16 protein-coding genes are annotated in these 17501 nt (G+C 71.9%); 8 read left to right on the top strand and 8 right to left on the bottom strand.

Translation table 11 applies throughout. From position 1 onward, the window contains the following. The first annotated feature begins 139 nt into the window (after nucleotides 1-139). The 6 genes from AC0699_RS35325 to AC0699_RS35300 all read left to right on the top strand — a co-directional run bounded on the left by AC0699_RS35325 (nucleotide 140) and on the right by AC0699_RS35300 (nucleotide 4704). Entirely contained in the window at nucleotides 140-805 is a 666-nt protein-coding gene (locus tag AC0699_RS35325; protein WP_478668842.1) for an amino acid ABC transporter permease, read from the top strand. After that, entirely contained in the window at nucleotides 802-1734 is a 933-nt protein-coding gene (locus tag AC0699_RS35320) for an amino acid ABC transporter permease (protein ID WP_478668839.1), read from the top strand. Before AC0699_RS35325 ends, AC0699_RS35320 begins: the two co-directional genes overlap by 4 nt. A gap of 170 nt (nucleotides 1735-1904) precedes the next feature. After that, entirely contained in the window at nucleotides 1905-3539 is a 1635-nt protein-coding gene (locus AC0699_RS35315) for an FAD-dependent monooxygenase (RefSeq protein WP_478668835.1), read from the top strand. Nucleotides 3540-3550: 11 nt separating this feature from the next. Continuing rightward, entirely contained in the window at nucleotides 3551-3658 is a 108-nt protein-coding gene (locus AC0699_RS35310) for a putative leader peptide (RefSeq protein ID WP_478668831.1), read from the top strand. Nucleotides 3659-3745: 87 nt separating this feature from the next. Beyond that, complete coding sequence (locus AC0699_RS35305) at nucleotides 3746-4294, top strand: cupin domain-containing protein (RefSeq protein ID WP_478668828.1); 549 nt, start codon at nucleotides 3746-3748, stop codon at nucleotides 4292-4294. Continuing rightward, nucleotides 4291-4704, top strand: coding sequence for a rhodanese-like domain-containing protein (locus AC0699_RS35300; protein ID WP_478668826.1), 414 nt, complete (start codon nucleotides 4291-4293; stop codon nucleotides 4702-4704). Before AC0699_RS35305 ends, AC0699_RS35300 begins: the two co-directional genes overlap by 4 nt. 431 nt (nucleotides 4705-5135) lie before the next feature. On the opposite strand, the gene recX is transcribed toward AC0699_RS35300, so the two are convergent. From recX to AC0699_RS35275, 5 genes are all read right to left on the bottom strand, one after another. Further along, nucleotides 5136-5729 (bottom strand): recombination regulator RecX, encoded by a 594-nt coding sequence (recX, locus tag AC0699_RS35295; RefSeq protein ID WP_478668823.1) that lies wholly within the window; start codon nucleotides 5727-5729, stop codon nucleotides 5136-5138. Nucleotides 5730-5737: 8 nt separating this feature from the next. After that, nucleotides 5738-6862, bottom strand: a complete 1125-nt coding sequence (gene recA, locus AC0699_RS35290; RefSeq protein ID WP_478668819.1) for a recombinase RecA — start codon at nucleotides 6860-6862, stop codon at nucleotides 5738-5740. A gap of 249 nt (nucleotides 6863-7111) precedes the next feature. Next, nucleotides 7112-7558 carry a PaaI family thioesterase gene (locus AC0699_RS35285; protein ID WP_478668815.1) on the bottom strand — a complete coding sequence of 149 codons (447 nt, stop codon included), beginning with the start codon at nucleotides 7556-7558 and terminating at the stop codon, nucleotides 7112-7114. Between the two features lie 231 nt (nucleotides 7559-7789). Beyond that, complete coding sequence (locus AC0699_RS35280; protein ID WP_478668846.1) at nucleotides 7790-8932, bottom strand: AI-2E family transporter; 1143 nt, start codon at nucleotides 8930-8932, stop codon at nucleotides 7790-7792. A gap of 283 nt (nucleotides 8933-9215) precedes the next feature. Next, entirely contained in the window at nucleotides 9216-9410 is a 195-nt protein-coding gene (locus AC0699_RS35275) for a DUF3046 domain-containing protein (protein WP_469771533.1), read from the bottom strand. A gap of 79 nt (nucleotides 9411-9489) precedes the next feature. On the opposite strand from AC0699_RS35275, the gene AC0699_RS35270 reads away from it, so the two are divergent. Next, nucleotides 9490-10395, top strand: a complete 906-nt coding sequence (locus AC0699_RS35270) for a hypothetical protein (protein ID WP_478668811.1) — start codon at nucleotides 9490-9492, stop codon at nucleotides 10393-10395. Nucleotides 10396-10550: 155 nt separating this feature from the next. Here AC0699_RS35270 and AC0699_RS35265 read toward each other — a convergent pair whose 3' ends face one another. From AC0699_RS35265 to AC0699_RS35255, 3 genes are all read right to left on the bottom strand, one after another. Then, the gene (locus tag AC0699_RS35265) at nucleotides 10551-10859 is read right to left on the bottom strand and encodes an AzlD domain-containing protein (RefSeq protein ID WP_453662969.1); all 309 of its coding nucleotides are present in this window, start codon (nucleotides 10857-10859) and stop codon (nucleotides 10551-10553) included. Next, the gene (locus AC0699_RS35260; protein WP_478668807.1) at nucleotides 10856-11632 is read right to left on the bottom strand and encodes an AzlC family ABC transporter permease; all 777 of its coding nucleotides are present in this window, start codon (nucleotides 11630-11632) and stop codon (nucleotides 10856-10858) included. The genes AC0699_RS35265 and AC0699_RS35260 overlap by 4 nt, the downstream gene beginning before the upstream one ends. Before the next feature lie 238 nt (nucleotides 11633-11870). After that, nucleotides 11871-12755: an AraC family transcriptional regulator gene (locus tag AC0699_RS35255; protein WP_478668804.1), complete on the bottom strand. Its 885-nt coding sequence runs from the start codon at nucleotides 12753-12755 to the stop codon at nucleotides 11871-11873. A 55-nt stretch (nucleotides 12756-12810) separates the two neighbouring features. Here AC0699_RS35255 and AC0699_RS35250 point away from each other — a divergent pair, with 55 nt between their 5' ends. Beyond that, nucleotides 12811-17466 (top strand): ATP-dependent helicase, encoded by a 4656-nt coding sequence (locus tag AC0699_RS35250; RefSeq protein ID WP_478668800.1) that lies wholly within the window; start codon nucleotides 12811-12813, stop codon nucleotides 17464-17466. The last annotated feature ends 35 nt before the right edge of the window (nucleotides 17467-17501 follow it).

Raw genomic sequence — 17501 nt, 5'->3', positions numbered from 1 at the left:
CCCTCCCCACACAAACCCCCCCCCCCCCCCCCCCCCCCCCCCCCCCCCCCACCCCACACCCCCCCCCCCCCCCCCCCCCCCCCCCCCCCCCCCCCCCCCCGGGCCTTTCCCACACGCATACGCGGAAGCGCGGGAGATCGTGTTCGATTTTCTTGATATGGACAAGCTGCTAGGGGCCTTCTGGGTGACGGTGCAACTCACCGTCTACTCGGCCCTCGGCTCGCTGATATGGGGAACACTGCTGGCCGGCATGCGGGTCAGCCCGATTCCGCTCATGCGGGGTTTCGGCACCGCCTATGTGAACGTGGTCCGTAACATCCCGCTCACCGTGGTCATCGTCTTCACGTCCCTGGGCCTCTTCCAGACGCTCGGCGTCACGCTCGGGGCAGACGACTTCAAGGTGATCAACTTCAGGCTCGCGGTACTCGGTCTGATCGCCTACACGTCCGCGTTCGTGTGCGAGGCGCTGCGGTCCGGCATCAACACGGTGCCCGTCGGACAGGCCGAGGCGGCGCGTGCGCTCGGTCTCAGCTTCACCCAGGTACTGAGGCTCATCGTCCTCCCGCAGGCCTTCCGCTCGGTCGTCAACCCCCTGGCCAACGTGCTGATCGCGCTGACCAAGAACACGACCGTGGCCGCGGCCATCGGCGTTGCCGAGGCCGCGTACCTGATGAAGGAGTGGATCGAGACGTACGCCGCGCTCCTGCTGATCGCCGGCGTCTTCGCGCTCGGCTTCATCTGCCTCACGCTGCCGACCGGACTGGTCCTCGGCTGGGTGAGCAAGAAGGTGGCGGTGAAGCGATGACCTCCGTTCTCTACGACGCCCAGGGGCCGCGCGCCAAGCGCCGGAACATCCTCTACACGGCAGTGTTCCTGGTCGCTCTCGCGGGCCTCCTGTGGTGGGTCTACGACAGCCTCAACTCCAAGGGCCAGCTCGACTGGGTCAAGTGGGAGCCGTTCTTCACCAGCACCCAGCCCTACGTGACCTACATCTGGCCCGGGCTCCAGAACACCCTGACCGCGGCAGCCCTCGCTCTGGTCATCGCGCTCCCGCTCGGAGCGTTCTTCGGCATCGCCAGGCTCTCCGACCACTGGTGGGTACGGGGCATCGCCGGCACGGTCGTGGAGTTCTTCCGCGCGATCCCGGTGCTGATCCTGATGCTGTTCGCCAACCAGGCGTACTCCGACTTCACCGACATCAGCAGCGATGTCCGCCCGCTGTACGCGGTGGTCACCGGCCTGGTGCTCTACAACGCCTCGGTCCTCGCCGAGATCGTCCGGGCGGGCATCCAGTCCCTGCCCCAGGGCCAGACGGACGCGGCCAAGGCGATCGGCATGCGCAAGGGCCAGACGATGCGGTACGTGCTGCTGCCGCAGTCGGTGACGGCGATGCTGCCGGCGATCGTCAGCCAGATGGTGGTCATCGTGAAGGACACCGCCCTCGGCGGCGCGTTGCTCACCTTCTCCGAACTGCTGGCCTCGGTCCGCCCGATGAGCGCGAACTACGGCGCGAACACCATCGCCAGCTTCACCGTCGTCGCCCTCATCTTCGTCGCGCTGAACTTCACGCTCACCTCGTTCGCGAGCTGGCTGGAGCGCAAGCTGCGGCGCGGGAAGAAGAGCACGGGCGCGGTGGTGCACGCCTCACCCGGCGGCGGTCTGGAGACGATTGGCCCTGCCAAGATCCAGACGTCCGGCGACTTCCATGCCGGCGCCGGAGGCGCCGGCAGCTGACCGAACGGCTCAGAAGGCTCCACGGGGGCGGCGGCGCGTATGCGCTGCCGCCCCCGTCGCTTGACGCGGACACCGGCAGTGGGTTGCATACGTTCTGTGATCGCGCACCGGGCTCCAACCAGCCCACTCCCACTGTTCTCTCTGTCCCAGCGGGTCTCAGGAGCAGCGCCGTGGACCCGGTGATCGTCGTCGGCGCGGGTCCCGTCGGACTCGCGCTGTCGCTCGCCCTGGCCGCACAGGGCGTTCCGTCCGTCGTCCTCGACGAGGGCGCGGGCAAGGACGAGCCGCGCCCGGCTCGTACGGTCGTGCTGCGCGCCGACACCGCGGCGCTGATGGAGCGGCTCGGCTGCGCCACGATCCGTGACGAAGGCACCCGCTGGGTCGGCTGGCGGTCCCTGCGGCGCAAGCAGGAGATGCGCACGCTGGAACTCGGCGGGGACGGCTTCCCGGCGCCGCTGCACATTCCGCAGCACGCCCTGATGCGCGGGCTGCGGGACGCCGTTGCGGACGCCGGCCTGGTGCAGGTCGCCACGCACAGCCGGCTCGACGCACTGGAACAGGACGGCAGCGGTGTCACCGCGCACACCCGCGAGCCCGAGGCGACCTGGTGGCGCGGGAGTTACCTGGTCGGCTGCGACGGGGCCCGGTCGACGGTCAGGAAGCTGCTCGGCATCCGCTTCCCCGGCCGTACCGCCGTGGAGCGCCATGCCGTCGCCGCCCTGCGCACCGAGCTGCCCTGGCCGGACGAGGCGGTGATGCACCGGATGCCGCCGTGGCGCACCAGCGGCGAGGAGGTGACGGCCAGGCCGCTGCCCGACGGCGCCTGGCGGCTGGACTGGCTGCTGCCGGCCCGTGGCGAACTGGTCACGCCCGACGCGCTGGTGTCCCGGGTACGGGACACCCTGTCCGGCTGGTGCGACGGGACACCGCAGTACGACCTCATCGACACCAGCGTCTACACGCTGCACCATCGACTGGCCCGTCGCTGGCGGGTGGACCGGGCCTTCCTCGCCGGGGACGCCGCCCATCTTCTCGGCGCCGTCGGCACCCAGGCGCTCGACGAGGGGGTGCGTGACGTCGAGAACCTCGCCTGGAAACTGGCCCAGGCCTGGCACCACGGCGCGTCGGACACACTCCTCGACAGCTATCAGGCGGAGCGGCGCGCCGCCGTCGCCGCACGACTGCGCGCCGCCGACCAATCCCTGCCGATACTGCGTTCCGGCGGGGGCCTGCGGACCTATCTGCCAGGTGCGGCGCGCGGGCACGACACACTGCTGACCGACGGGCATCTGGGGCTCGGGCCGCTGGGCGCGCCCCCTTCGTACCCGAACTCCCCCCTCGCACCTCAACGCACTGAGGCGCACACCGCCGTGGGTACTCCGATCGGCGCACCGGTCACCGACGTACCCGTCACGGCGCCGGACGGCACGACCGTACGGCTCCGGGACCGGCTGGGGCAGGGCCGGCTGCTGGTCGTCCTGGTCGCGCCCGGCACCGGTGTGTGGGAGCGGCGGCACTGGATGACCGCGGGTGTGATGCCACGGCTGGCCGCCGCCGTCTCGGCGTTGCCGGTACGGGCGGAGCTCCTGGTCACGGAGGGCTATCCGGGGGCCTCGGCGCATACGGTGCTGCTGGTGCGGCCGGACGGGCATCTGGTCACGTCCTTCGGCGGGGTGCGTCCGGCGGAGTTGTACGCCGCGGCGGACGCGGTGCGCGGGGGCGCGCCCGCCTCCGCGCACTCGGACCGCACCACCTCCGACCACACTGCTGACCGCCCCTCCGACCGCACCGCGGACATCAATTGACCGACGCAGGCGTGCATGGTGTACTCCGAAACGTGACCGACACCGATGTGCGCCTGTGGCGGAGGGTCCATATGGACCTGCTCCGCTATGCGGGCTGCGTGTGTCGTCCGTCCTGCTGATTCGCCTTCCTTCCCGTTCGCGCGGCCGCGTTCGTTCCTTCGTGTGCCTGGCCGCGCGCATCTCAGCGAACTTCCAGGACGGTTGCGTTGTCTCAACTTCCCCCACCCGCTTCCGCTTCCCGTTCCGCAGGTACGGAAGCTTCCGCGCCCACCGCTGCCGAGCTTTTCGACTTCGTCCGGCGCACCGCCGCCGACACCGGGCTGATCGCCTCGCTTCCGCTCGATCCGGAGGGCCGCACCTGGGTGCGGCTCGAGGGACCGGGCGGCAGCGAGGCCTGGCTGATCGGCTGGCCGCCGGGCACCGGCACCGGCTGGCACGACCACGCCGAGTCGGTCGGCGCCTTCGCCACGGCCTCCGGCGAGCTCAAGGAGAACTCGCTCGCGGTGCGGCTCCCCGCGAGCGGGTGGAAGACCCTGGAGCTGGCCGAAGGGCTGGACCGCGGGCGGCGACTGGGCCCGGGACAGGGGCGGGCCTTCGGCCGCCACCATGTGCACGAGGTGCTCAACGAGTCCCCCGCCGACCACGCGGTCTCGGTTCACGCGTACTATCCGCCGCTGCCGCTGATCCGGCGCTTCAGCAGGACCGGCTCGGTGCTCCGTCTTGAGCAGGTCGAGCGTCCGGAGGAGTGGCAGTGATTGAACGACCGGTGGGCATCGACGAGTTGCTGGAGCGGGTACGGGAAGGGCTGGACCGCGTCGGTCCGCGCGCGGCGTTCGAGGCGGCGGCGGACGGGGCGCTGCTGGTGGACATCCGCTACGCGGCGCTGCGCGACCGGGACGGGCTGATCCCCGGGGCGCTCGTCGTCGAACGCAACGAGCTGGAGTGGCGGCTGGACCCGCTGGGCAGCCACCGCACCCCCGAGGCCACCAGCCATGATCTGCGGGTCGTGGTGGTCTGCAACGAGGGCTACGCGTCGTCGCTCGCGGCCGCGTCGCTCCGCCAGCTCGGTCTTCACCGGGCGACGGATCTGGTGGGCGGCTTCCAGGCCTGGCGAGCGGAAGGCCTGCCGGTCCGGGTACCGGCGGCGGAACAGGCCGGCCTGTAAACCTTCAGGCCGGTGCCGGCGGACAGGTCCGTCTCGGGGGCAGGCCCGTCTCGGCGGCAAGATCGCTGATCACTGGTCACCGTGGCACGGGCCCTGTGCCATGCGTATCCAGTGCTGTGTTTCACAGGAGCGGACCCGTGTCCCGGGGCGGGGCTCCCCCCACCCCGTCCCCTCCGGGGACGCGGGTCCGCTCCTGTGGTCTTACGGGCGGCACCGCCGAAGTCAGGTACGGCCGCCAAGGCCCGTACGAGACAGGCTGAACGGCCCCAGGGCCGACGCAGACCGAAGGCCGACGCAGACCGAAGGCCGGCGCAGACCGAGGGCCGGCGCAGACCGAGGCGTGCCGACGGCCGGGCGCGGGCCCACGGAGTGTGCTGTGGATCTCGCCGTGCGCGCGTGATCCACACGACACCCCCAGGCCCTGTCCGGGCCTAGGACAAGCCGTCCTCCAGGCCGTCCAGCCCTTCGGTGTCCTCGCCCTCTTCCTCCAGGGCCTGGCGGACCACCCGCAGGGCCATGCCCTCCGGGTAGCCCTTGCGGGCGAGCATGCCCGCGAGTCGGCGCAGCCGGCGGTCGCGGTCGAGGCCGCGGGTGGACCGGAGCTTGCGGGCGACCAGCTCCCGGGCCGTCGACTCCTCCTGGTCCGAGTCGAGCTGACCGACCGCCTCGTCGATCAGCGCCGCGTCGACGCCTTTGGTGCGCAGCTCGCGGGCGAGGGCGCGGCGGGCCAGGCCCCGCCCGTGGTGCCTGGACTCCACCCAGGCGTCCGCGAACGCCGCATCGTCGATGAGGCCGACGTCCTCGAAACGGGACAGGACCTCCTCGGCGACTTCGTCCGGGATCTCGCGCTTGCGCAGCGCGTCGGCGAGTTGCTTGCGGGTGCGCGGGGTCCCGGTGAGCAGGCGCAGACAGATCGCCCGCGCCCGCTCAGCCGGATCCTGGGGTGGCAGCTCCTTCTCGGCCCTCGACAAGTCGGAGCTGCCGCCCGGCCATTGCGCGGTATGCCGCGTGCTCGGGTCGGGCACGGTACCGGTCAGCTCTTGGTCGCCGCAGCCGCCTTGGTGGCCTTGGTCGCCTTGGTGGCAGGCGCGGACACCGACTTCGCGGGCTCATCCGCCGAGGCCGCCGCGTCCCCGCCCGGCTCGGCCGTCGGGGCCTGCGGGCTGACGCCGACGCCCAGCTTCTCCTTGATCTTCTTCTCGATCTCGTTGGCGAGGTCGGGGTTGTCCTTGAGGAAGTTCCGCGCGTTCTCCTTGCCCTGGCCGAGCTGGTCGCCCTCGTACGTGTACCAGGCGCCGGCCTTCCGGACGAAGCCGTGCTCCACGCCCATGTCGATCAGGCCGCCCTCGCGGCTGATGCCCTGGCCGTAGAGAATGTCGAACTCGGCCTGCTTGAAGGGCGGCGCCACCTTGTTCTTGACGACCTTGCAGCGGGTGCGGTTTCCGACCGCCTCCGTGCCGTCCTTCAGGGTCTCGATTCGGCGGATGTCGATACGCACCGAGGCGTAGAACTTCAGCGCGCGGCCACCGGTCGTGGTCTCCGGCGAGCCGAACATCACACCGATCTTCTCGCGGAGCTGGTTGATGAAGATCGCCGTGGTCTTGGACTGGTTGAGCGCACTGGTGATCTTCCGCAGTGCCTGGCTCATCAGGCGGGCCTGGAGGCCCACGTGCGAGTCGCCCATCTCGCCCTCGATCTCCGCGCGCGGCACGAGCGCGGCGACGGAGTCGATGACGATCAGGTCGAGGGCGCCGGAGCGGACGAGCATGTCGACGATCTCGAGGGCCTGCTCGCCGTTGTCCGGCTGGGACAGGATCAGATTGTCGATGTCGACGCCGAGCTTCTTCGCGTACTCGGGGTCGAGGGCGTGCTCGGCGTCCACGAAGGCAACCTGGCCGCCGGCCTTCTGCGCGTTGGCCACGGCGTGCAGCGTCAGGGTCGTCTTACCGGAGGACTCCGGCCCGTACACCTCCACCACACGGCCGCGCGGCAGGCCTCCGACGCCGAGCGCGACGTCGAGTGCGGTCGACCCGGTGGGGATGACCTCGATGGGCTCGTTCGGCCGCTCGCCCAGGCGCATCACGGCGCCCTTGCCGAATTGCCGTTCAATCTGTGCGAGCGCGGCGTCGAGCGCCTTCTCGCGGTCGGTTCCTGCCATGGGTTCCACCCGGTTTGCTTGAGTCGATCGCTTCACGCCAAAGACGCTATCCCCTGCCACTGACAATGCGCCCCGACGTCCCTCCGGCCTGTGGATAACCTGTCGAAAGTCCCGGGATTCCAGGGGCCGGAATCCCATAAGAATGGATGTTCGATTTTGGTGTCAAGGGCACCACACGCACCACGCCCTGCCCTCCGTGACAGTCGTGCCGGGGCCCGTCCGGCCCCGGGGGGCCTGGCGATGACGGGTTCACACGGCGCTGCGCGCCTCGGCGAGGCTGATCACCCGGGCGGTCGCGGTGGCCGTGGCGACGAGGGCCCCGTCGGTGGTGGTGAGGCCGGCCTCGAGGTGGGCCAGGTCTCCGTCGCGGTGCACGATGCGCCCGTGCCCGAGGAGCCGGCCAGGACGGACCGGCCGCAGGAAATTCACCTTGAACTCAAGGGTGGACTGGAACTGGTCGGGCTCGACGGTGGCCAGCAGCGCGGGTCCCACCGTGTCGTAGAGCATCGCGGCGATGAAGCCGCCCAGGACATTGCCCGCAGGGTTGACGAAGTCCTCGGTTGCGGCGAACGCCAGCTCGATCGTGCCCTTGTCTGCGTCCGCGGCAAGAAACTCCAGCCCGAGCGTCGCTGCCGCGCGGGGCAGCGGAGCGCGTCCCTCAACGCTGTCCCAGAAGGGACCGGAGTGTCCGCTCATCGCGCCTCCCGAAGCCGGTCGCCTCATCGCGCCTCCGCCGGGCCTCATCGCGCCTCCCGAAGCCGGCCGACCCGGAAACGCTAACAGCGGACGGCCCGTGGTCATGCAACTCCTGGGGCGCAGCGCGTGGTGGCTGCCGTCCTGGCTGCGCCGGATGCTGCCGAAGGTGGAGCTGGAGCACCGCTGACGCGCGTACGCGCACGGAGTCGACACACGTACGCGCAGGGAGTCTCAGGCGCCGCTCTCCTCTGCGGGCGGTGCCTCATCCCTCTTGCTGCGCAGCGCACGCTGCACCCGTGCCAGTACCGCCTCACCCTGGCGCCGATGCCCGTGCATACGCGGGTCCTCCGTCACGGCGTACCGCTTCACATACGCGCCGAGGAAGGCCTGCAGCGTCGCGACCGCGGGAATCGCGATCAGCGCACCGACCGCGCCCAGCAGCGCGGTGCCCGCGATGACCGAGCCGAACGCCACCGCCGGGTGGATGTCCACCGTCTTGGAGGTGAGCTTGGGCTGCAGTACATAGTTCTCGAACTGCTGGTAGATCAGGACGAAGCCGAGCACCCACACCGCGTACCAGGGCTCGGTCGTGAACGCGATCAGCATCGGCAGGGCGCCCGCCAGATACGTACCGATCGTGGGGATGAACTGGGAGACGAGCCCGACCCACACCGCGAGCGCCGGGGCGTACGGCACACCGAGCATGGCCAGCAGGATGTAGTGCGCGACGCCGGAGATCAGGGCCATCAGCCCGCGGGAGTAGAGATAGCCGCCCGTCTTGTCGACGGCGATCTCCCAGGCGCGCAGCACCTCGGCCTGCTTCGCCGGCGGCAGTACGGAGCACAGCGCGCGCCGCAGCCGGGGCCCGTCGGCCGCGAAGTAGAACGAGAACAGGAAGATCGTGAGCAGCTTGAAGAGCCCGCCGAGCACGGTCGCGGAGACGTCGAGCACACCGCTCGCGCTGTTCTGGACGTACTTCTGCAGCCAGTCGGAGCGCAGCAGACTGTCCTGGATCGCGACGCGGGACAGCTCCGTGCGGAAGGTGTGGTTGATCCAGTTGATCACTTGGTCGAGGTACTTGGGGAAGTCCTCGACCATCTCGACGATCTGGCCCGCCAGCATCGAGCCGAGCAGCACGACGAAGCCGATGCCGACGATCATGACGCCGAAGAAGACGAGGAAGGTGGCAAGGCCGCGGCGCATGCCTCGGGCCGCCATCCGGCCGACGACGGGCTCGATCGCCAGTGCCAGGAAGAACGCGATCAGAATGTTGATCAACAGCCCGATGAGCTGGTGGAAGGCCCAGCTGCCGAGCTGGAAGCAGGCATAGAGGGCCAGCGCCAGCACCATGGCACGGGGGAGCCAGCGCGGCATCCGCCCGGGCGCGCCGGCGGGGAGGGACCTGCCGGCCCCGGAGCCGCCGGCCGGCGCGGTCGCGGGCGGGGTGGCGCCGGACTCGGCAGCGACGGCGGGTGCGGGGATCGTCGCGCGTCCGGTGGCGCCCGCCGGTCCGCGCGCGCCGTCGTCGGACGGCCCGGCCGCCGGGGGCCGGGCCATGGGGAAGTTCTCGTCCTGGACGGTCTCGTCAGTCGATGCCACGGAGCAAGTCTCGCCTACCGGCGCGACAACCGGCGGGACCTGTGGACAACCCCGTGGTTCATCGCTTGTCCGCGGGAATGCCGACGGCGGCGCAGACCCCGCGCCAGACGTCCTTCGTCTCCCAGCCGGCGGCCAGCGCCTCGTGCACCGTACGGCCCCCGAGCTCCGCCATCACATGGTCGCGCGCGAAGGAGTCGGCGTACGCCGCGCCGAAGTGCTCTGCCATCCGCTCCCAGAAAATCGTCAACCGCATGACACCAGTATCCCGCCCCTGAGAGTGCAGCCATGTCCGTCCGCCTTGCCGAAAGCCCTTTCCGCCCTACCGTCGGAGCATGGCTGGAACACCCCTGGCACGGGCCGAGCACTTCATCTGGCTGACGGCTCGCGTGCTCGAGCAGCGGCGGTTCGCGTACCACTTCCTGGGCGCCGGAGCCGAGCCGGTCGAGGCCGCGCTGACCGCGTATCTCAACGAGGACGGCGGTTACGGCCACGCCCTCGAACCCGATCTGCGCGGCCCGGTGAGCCAGCCGCTGCACACGGCGCACGCGCTGCGGGTCCTGGACTCCATCGGGCGCTGCGGCGGGCTGCGGGTGGAGCGGATGTGCCGCTACCTCACGGACGTGGCCACCCGGGACGGGGCGCTGCCCGCGATCCACCCGTCGCAGCGCGGCTATCCGACGGCGCCGTTCATCCCGATCGTGTCCGATCCGCCGAGCGAGCTGCTGGCCACCGGCCCGGTGGTCGGTCTGCTCCACCGCAACCAGGTGTGGCACGCGTGGCTGTTCCGCGCGACCGACTTCTGCTGGGCCGCGGTCGACGCGCTGGAGAAGTCGCATCCGTGCGAGTTCGAGGCGGCCATCGCGTTCCTCGACGGCGTCCCGGACCGCGCCCGCGCGGAGGAGGCGGCGGACCGCCTGGGGCGGCTCGTGCGCGAGCAGCGGCTCGCGGTGCTCGACCCGGACCGGCTCGACGCGTACCGGGTCGCGGACGGCTACGCACCGGGCGAGTACCACTTTCCGCACGACTACGCGCGCGTGCCCGACTCCCTGGCCCGGCGCTGGTTCACGGACGAGGAGATGGAGCGGTCCCTGGACCATCTCGCGGCCGAGCAGGGGGAGGACGGCGGCTGGCCGATCCGGTGGCGCCAGTGGGCGCCGGGCACGGCCCTGGAGTGGCGTCCGATCGTCACGATCGAGGCACTGCGCACCCTGCGGGCGCACGGACGCCTCCTGCGCTGACAAGAGAGCGCCGAGACGGGACGGCAGCAGCAGGAGGCGCCGCAGGAGGGCGCTGACGCCGCGCCGCGCCCGCGTTGAACGCCGACGAAGCGAGCCGGGCCCGTACCTCCGTACCGAAGGTCCGGTCGAGCACGCGCGCCGTACGCAGCAGGGTGTCAGCCGCCGAGGGCCCGTACGCCCGCCGTGACGAGCACCGCGGCGGCGACGACGACGAGAAAGGGGGCGCGCAGGATCAGGGCGACCGCTGCCGCCCCGACTCCCGCGGCCCGGGCGTCGAGGATCAGCGCGTCCCCGGTGCTGAAGGTCTGCTGAGCGGTGAGCGCGGCGAGGAGGGCCACCGGCAGCAGGGCGGCGAGCCGCTGGACGACCGGGCGCTCCAGCACTCCTGCGGGCACCAGTAGACCGGCCAGTTTGACCAGGTAGCAGGCGACCGCTGTCACTCCGATCGCGATCCAGACGTTCAACGGTCCGTTCCCTTCCGGTTGTTGCTGATCCTGCGGCCTTGGCCCCAGAGGACGGCGGGCGCGGCGAGCGCCGCGACCAGCACCGGCACTCCGGCGGGAAGCACTGGCAGCAGCCCGAGGCCCAGGACGACGGCGATGCCCGCGACCACCCGTTCGGTCGTCGTGCGCAGCATGGGCGCCAGCAGTGCGAGGAAGACCGCGGGCCCGGCCGCGTCCAGCCCCCAGGCGTCGGTGTCGCCGATGGCCTCGGCGCCGAGCGCCCCGAGCAGCGTGGTGAGGTTCCACAGCACGTAGAGCGTGAGACCGGTGAGGGTGAAGCCGAGGCGTGCGGCGCGCCGTGTGGGCTGGGCCAGCGCGACGGCTGTGGTCTCGTCGATGACCCAGTGCGCCGCGACGGGCCGTACGCCGCGTGGCAGGCGCAGCAGTTGGGACAGCCGCAGGCCGTAGAACGCGTTACGGGTGCCGAGGAAGAACGCGCCGGCCGCGGCGGTGAACGGGTTGCCGCCCGCTGCGAGCGCGCCGACCAGCGCGAACTGCGACGCTCCGGTGAAGACCAGCAGGCTGAGAGCGCAGGCCTGCAGAACGCTCAGCCCGGCGCCCGCGGCGGTCACCCCGAACGCGAAGCCGGACAGGCCGACGGCGAAACCGACACCGAGGGAGTCCCGTACGACGGCGGAATCGGCCTTGACTGCCGTGGGGGCGAGGTCTGGCATGGGGGCGGGTGAGGACGCATGCTCGGCGGACGTGTCCTCGGCGGATGTGCTCTCGGACATGCTCGCCGAGGCGGATGCGGGTTCCCCTGCCGTCGCGCACGCCGCGCGTCCGGCGGAACCTCCGCCGGGATCTCCGCCAGGTATGTCTGCTGCTGTTGCTGCTGTCTGTTCTGCCACGACGCGGACGGTACGTGGTCGGCCCGTTCCCGGTCTTGTACGTTATTGCGCTCACGCGAAGTCGTCGTACCCGTTTCGCGTCAGCCCCGGTGGCTGTCGGACGGGCGCGAAGGAGCGTGCTTCAGCGCCCTCCGCCGACCGCGTGCCCTCCGCCGGCTACGCGGCTGCGTCGGCCCTGCGTCCCGCCGCCCGTGCGGCCCTTCTGGTACGCGCCCGGCGGCACACCCACGATCCGCGTGAAGTGCCGGTTGAGATGCGGCTGATCGGTGAAACCGACCGCGACGGCCGCCTGCGCCGGTGCGACGCCCACGTCGAGCAGCCGGCGGGCTCGGCGGACCCGTGCGTCGGTGAGCCAGGTGTGCGGAGGCATTCCGTAGCTGTCGCGGAAGGCCCGCAGCAGCGCGAACGGGCTGGTGCCGAGCTCGGCGGCCAGGTCCTGGAGCGCGGGCGGATCGTCCATCCGCTCCTCCAGCAGCGCACGAGCGCGTGCCGCGCTGCGCGCGCCTGCGGTGCGCGGCTCGCGCGGGGGCAGGGCGCTGCCGTAATTGCGCAGCATTCGAGCGACCATGATCCGCAGCATGCTGTCGGCGGTCAGTGCGTCGCCCTCCTCGGCGGCGCGGTGGACCTCACGGATGAGCCGGGCCGCCTGGTGGTCCTCCACGTCGGTCTCGGCGAATCCCGCGGTTCCGCGGATCGTCGTGGTCTCCGCGGCGATCTCGGCGACCACCTGCGCCGATGGGTACAGCGTCCAGTACACCCAGCCCTCGGGCACGCCGGCCCTGGCCGTGTGCGGAACCTCCGGGTTGATCATGACGACGGTGCCGGGTCCGGCGTGCACGACCCCGCCGGGCAGCCCGACGTCCTCGATTCCGCCGGTGATCGTGCCGAAGACGTACCCCTCGTGGCTGTGGCGGGGAAAGGTGTGGCGGATGTAGCGGGCCCTGAGCAGATCGATGCCAGGCAGCCGTTCGTGCTGCCAGTAACGTGCCCACTCACCCTCGGCCATGAGCGCATTCTCGCAGGTCCGGGCGATTGTCAGTGGGGCGGTGCACGATGGGGGCATGTCCAGGACCGCGCTCGATTCCTTCTCCCCCGCGACCCGCGGCTGGTTCACGGGGGCGTTCAGCGCGCCCACCGCTGCCCAGGAAGGGGCCTGGCAGGCCATCGGGCAGGGGGCGGACGTGCTGGTCGTGGCGCCGACCGGCTCGGGCAAGACCCTCGCCGCGTTCCTGGCCGCCCTCGACCGGCTCGCGTCCGCCCCGCCGCCCGCGGATGCGAGGAAGCGCTGCCGAGTGCTGTACGTGTCCCCGCTGAAGGCGCTCGCGGTCGATGTCGAACGCAATCTGCGCAGCCCGCTGACCGGTATCCGCCAGGAGTCCGTGCGACTGGGGCTGCCCGAGCCCGAGGTGCGGGTCGGGATCCGCTCCGGTGACACTCCGGCCGCCGAGCGGCGGGCGCTGGCGACCCGCCCGCCGGACATTCTGATCACCACGCCCGAGTCGCTGTTCCTGATGCTGACGTCCTCCACGCGCGAGGCGCTGACCGGTGTCGAGACAGTGATCCTGGACGAGGTGCACGCGGTCGCGGGGACCAAGAGGGGCGCGCACCTCGCCCTGTCCCTGGAGCGGCTGGACGAGCTGCTGCCGCGCCCCGCCCGCCGGATCGGTCTGTCCGCGACCGTCCGGCCGGTGGACGAGGTGGCGCGCTATCTGTCACCGCAGCGCAAGGTGGAGATCGTCCAGCCGCCGTCCGGCAAGGAGTTCGACCTCTCCGTCGTCGTCCCGGTCGAGGATCTGGGCGAGCTGGGCGGCTCCCCCGCCGCCGAGGCCGACGCCGGCGGCTCCGGCGAGAAGCCGTCGATCTGGCCGCATGTCGAGGAGCGGATCGCGGACCTGGTGCAGGCGCACCGCTCGACGATCGTCTTCGCCAACTCCCGCCGCCTCGCCGAGCGTCTGTGCAACCGGCTGAACGAGATCGCGTACGAACGGGCCATGGGCACCGCGTTCGATGCGCGCGACTCCGCCACGGCCCTTCCGGAAGGCGCTCCCCCTGCCGAGATCATGGCCCAGTCCGGCGCCGCACAGGGTGCCCCGGCGCTGCTCGCCCGCGCGCACCACGGCTCGGTCTCCAAGGAGCAGCGCGCGCTCGTCGAGGAGGACCTGAAGGCGGGCCGACTGCCGGCGGTCGTCGCCACCTCCAGTCTGGAGCTGGGCATCGACATGGGCGCGGTCGATCTGGTGGTGCAGGTCGAGTCGCCGCCGTCCGTCGCATCCGGACTGCAGCGCGTCGGCCGCGCGGGACACCAGGTCGGCGCGGTCTCCACGGGCGTGGTCTTCCCCAAGTACCGGGGGGATCTGGTGCAGGCCGCCGTGGTCACCGAGCGGATGCGCTCCGGCTCCATCGAGTCCCTGCGCATCCCCGCCAATCCTCTGGACGTGCTGGCCCAGCAGCTCGTCGCCATGGTCGCCCTCGACACGTGGCGGGTGGACGATCTGCTCGCCATCGTGCGCCGCGCCGCCCCCTTCGCCTCGCTCCCCGAGTCGGCGTTCACGGCCGTGCTCGACATGCTCGCGGGGCGCTATCCGTCCGACGCCTTCGCGGAGTTGCGCCCGCGCGTGGTGTGGGACCGGGTCGCCGGGACGGTCACGGGGCGTCCCGGCGCCCAGCGACTCGCGGTCACCTCGGGCGGCACCATCCCGGACCGCGGACTGTTCGGCGTCTTCCTGGCGGGGGCGGACCCGAAGAAGGGCGGCGGCCGGGTCGGCGAGCTCGACGAGGAGATGGTGTACGAATCCCGCGTCGGCGACGTCTTCACGCTCGGCACCACCTCCTGGCGGATCGAGGACATCACGCGCGACCGGGTGCTGGTCTCCCCCGCTCCCGGGGTGCCCGGCCGGCTCCCGTTCTGGAAGGGCGACCAGCTGGGGCGGCCGCTCGAACTGGGCCGCGCGGTGGGCGCGTTTCTCCGGGAGATCGGCTCGCTCTCCGAGGAGGACGCGCGGCTGCGGCTGATGACCGCCGGGCTCGACGCCTGGGCCGCCGGCAATGTGCTGGCGTATCTGGACGAGCAGCGCCGTGCCTGCGGCCATGTCCCCGACGACCGCACGATCCTCGTCGAGCGGTTCCGTGACGAGCTGGGTGACTGGCGGGTCGTGGTGCACTCCCCGTTCGGTGCCCAGGTGCATGCCCCGTGGGCGCTCGCGCTCGGCGCCCGCCTCGCCGAGCGGTACGGCATGGACGCGCAGGTCATGCACGCCGACGACGGCATCGTGCTGCGGCTGCCCGACGCCGACCTGATGGGCCTGGACCTGCTCGACCAGGACCCGGTGCACCTCGACACGACCTACGACAGCGAGCAGGCTCCCGTCGGCGCCGCGGACACCCTCTTCGACAAGGGTGAGATCGGCCAGATCGTGACCGACCAGGTGGGTGGTTCCGCGCTGTTCGCGTCCCGGTTCCGTGAGTGCGCGGCGCGTGCCCTGCTGCTGCCGCGCCGGAACCCCGGTAAGCGCACCCCGCTGTGGCAGCAGCGTCAGCGCGCGGCGCAGCTGCTGCAGGTGGCGAGCGAGTTCGGCTCGTTCCCGATCGTGCTGGAGGCCGTGCGGGAGTGCCTCCAGGACGTCTTCGACGTCCCCGGGCTCACGGAACTGATGGGCGACATCGAGTCCCGCCGCGTCCGCCTGGTCGAGGTCACCACCCCGGAACCGTCCCCGTTCGCCCGTTCCCTCCTCTTCGGCTATGTGGCGCAGTTCCTGTACGAGGGGGACTCGCCGCTCGCCGAGCGGCGCGCCGCGGCTCTCTCCCTGGACTCCCGGCTGCTCGCCGAGCTGCTCGGCCAGGCCGAGCTCCGCGAGTTGCTCGACGCGGACGTGCTGACCGAGCTGGAGCAGGAGCTGCAGTGGCTCACGGACGACCGCAAGGTCAAGGACGCGGAGGGTGTCGCCGATCTGCTGAGGGTGCTGGGGCCGCTCACCGGCGCCGAGCTGGCCGAGCGGGGCGCCGATCCGCGCTGGCCCGAGGAGCTGGTCGCGTCCCGGCGCGCCATCCGGGTCCGTATCGCCGGAGCCGACCACTGGGCGGCGGTCGAGGACGCCGGGCGGCTGCGGGACGCACTGGGCACGGCGCTTCCGGTGGGCGTCCCCGAGGCGTTCACGGAGCCCGTCAAGGACCCGCTGGGCGATCTGCTGGCCCGCTTCGCCCGCACGCACGGGCCGTTCACCTCCTCCCGGGCTGCCGCCCGGTTCGGCCTGGGCGCCGCCGTCACGGACGGCGCACTGCAGCGCCTGGCGGCGAACGGGCGGGTGGTTCAGGGCGAGTTCCACCCCTCGGGCATCGGTCAGGAATGGTGCGATGCGGCCGTGCTGAGGCGACTGCGACGGCGCTCGCTCGCCGCGCTCCGCCAGGAGCTGGAGCCGGTTCCGCCGGCCGCGCTCGCCACCTTCCTACCCCAGTGGCAGCATCTGGGGAACAACAGCCTGCGCGGTATCGACGGACTGGCCCGCGCCATCGAGCAGTTGCAGGGCGCTCCCGTGCCTGCCTCCGCGCTGGAGAAGCTGGTCCTCCCCTCCCGCGTCATGGGGTACTCACCCACTTTGCTCGACGAACTGACCACGACCGGCGAGGTGGTGTGGGCCGGGGCGGGCGCGCTGCCCGGCAAGGACGGCTGGGTCTCGCTCTATCTCGCGGACGCGGCCCCGCTGCTGCTCCCGCAGCCGCACCCACTGGAGCTGTCCGCCCTCCATGAATCGGTGCTCACCGCTCTCTCCGGCGGATACGGCCTGTTCTTCCGGCAGATCGCCGACCAGATCCGCGCCACCACCCACCCCGACGTCACCGATCCCCAACTGGCCGATGCCCTCTGGGACCTGGCCTGGTCCGGGCGGCTCACCAACGACACGCTGGCGCCGCTGCGCTCGCTCCTCGGCTCGGGCCGTACCGCCGGCTCCACGGCGCACCGCGCCAAGCGCACGATCCCGCGCGGGCGTTACGGTTCACTGACCGCCGCCGCGCGCCCGGCGTCCCGCACCGGACCGCCGACCGTGTCCGGGCGCTGGTCCCTGCTCCCCGCCCTGGAGCCGGACCCCACACACCGCGCCCATGCCCTGGCCCGGACCCTGCTGGACCGTCATGGCGTGGTGACCCGGGGCGCGGTCGCCGCCGAAGGGGTCGAGGGCGGCTTCTCGGCGACGTACCGGATCCTGTCCGCGTTCGAGGACAGCGGGCAGGCCCGGCGCGGCTACGTCGTCGAGGGCCTCGGGGCAGCCCAGTTCGCGATGGACGGTGCGGTGGACCGGCTGCGTGCGGCGGCGACCGCACGCGACCGCGCCGAGGCGCACACAGCTCCCCGCGCCGTGGTCCTGGCAGCGGCCGATCCGGCGAACGCGTACGGGGCGGCCCTCTCCTGGCCCGAGCCGCCGACCGGCGCGGGCCACAAGCCCGGCCGCAAGGCGGGCTCCTTGGTCGTCCTCGTCGACGGCGAGCTCACCCTCTACATGGAGCGCGGCGGCAAGACCCTGCTGTCCTGGCCGACCGAGCCGGACGCCCCGGCGCTCCGGGCCGCGGCCGAGGCCCTCGCCGCGGCGGCCCGCGCGGGCACGCTCGGCACGGTCACGGTCGAGCGCATCAACGGGGCCACGGCCCTGACCTCTCGCCTGTCCCGCCCACTGGAGGAATCCGGCTTCCACGCCACCCCGAGAGGCCTGCGCCTGCGCCCCTGACCACTAGGGCCTGTCCGGCGGATCTTGTGACCGTT

Source organism: Streptomyces sp. NPDC043870 (assembly GCF_056435785.1).
The sequence above is the reverse complement of the archived record's forward strand: the minus strand, read 5'-3'. Positions and strand labels throughout refer to the sequence as shown.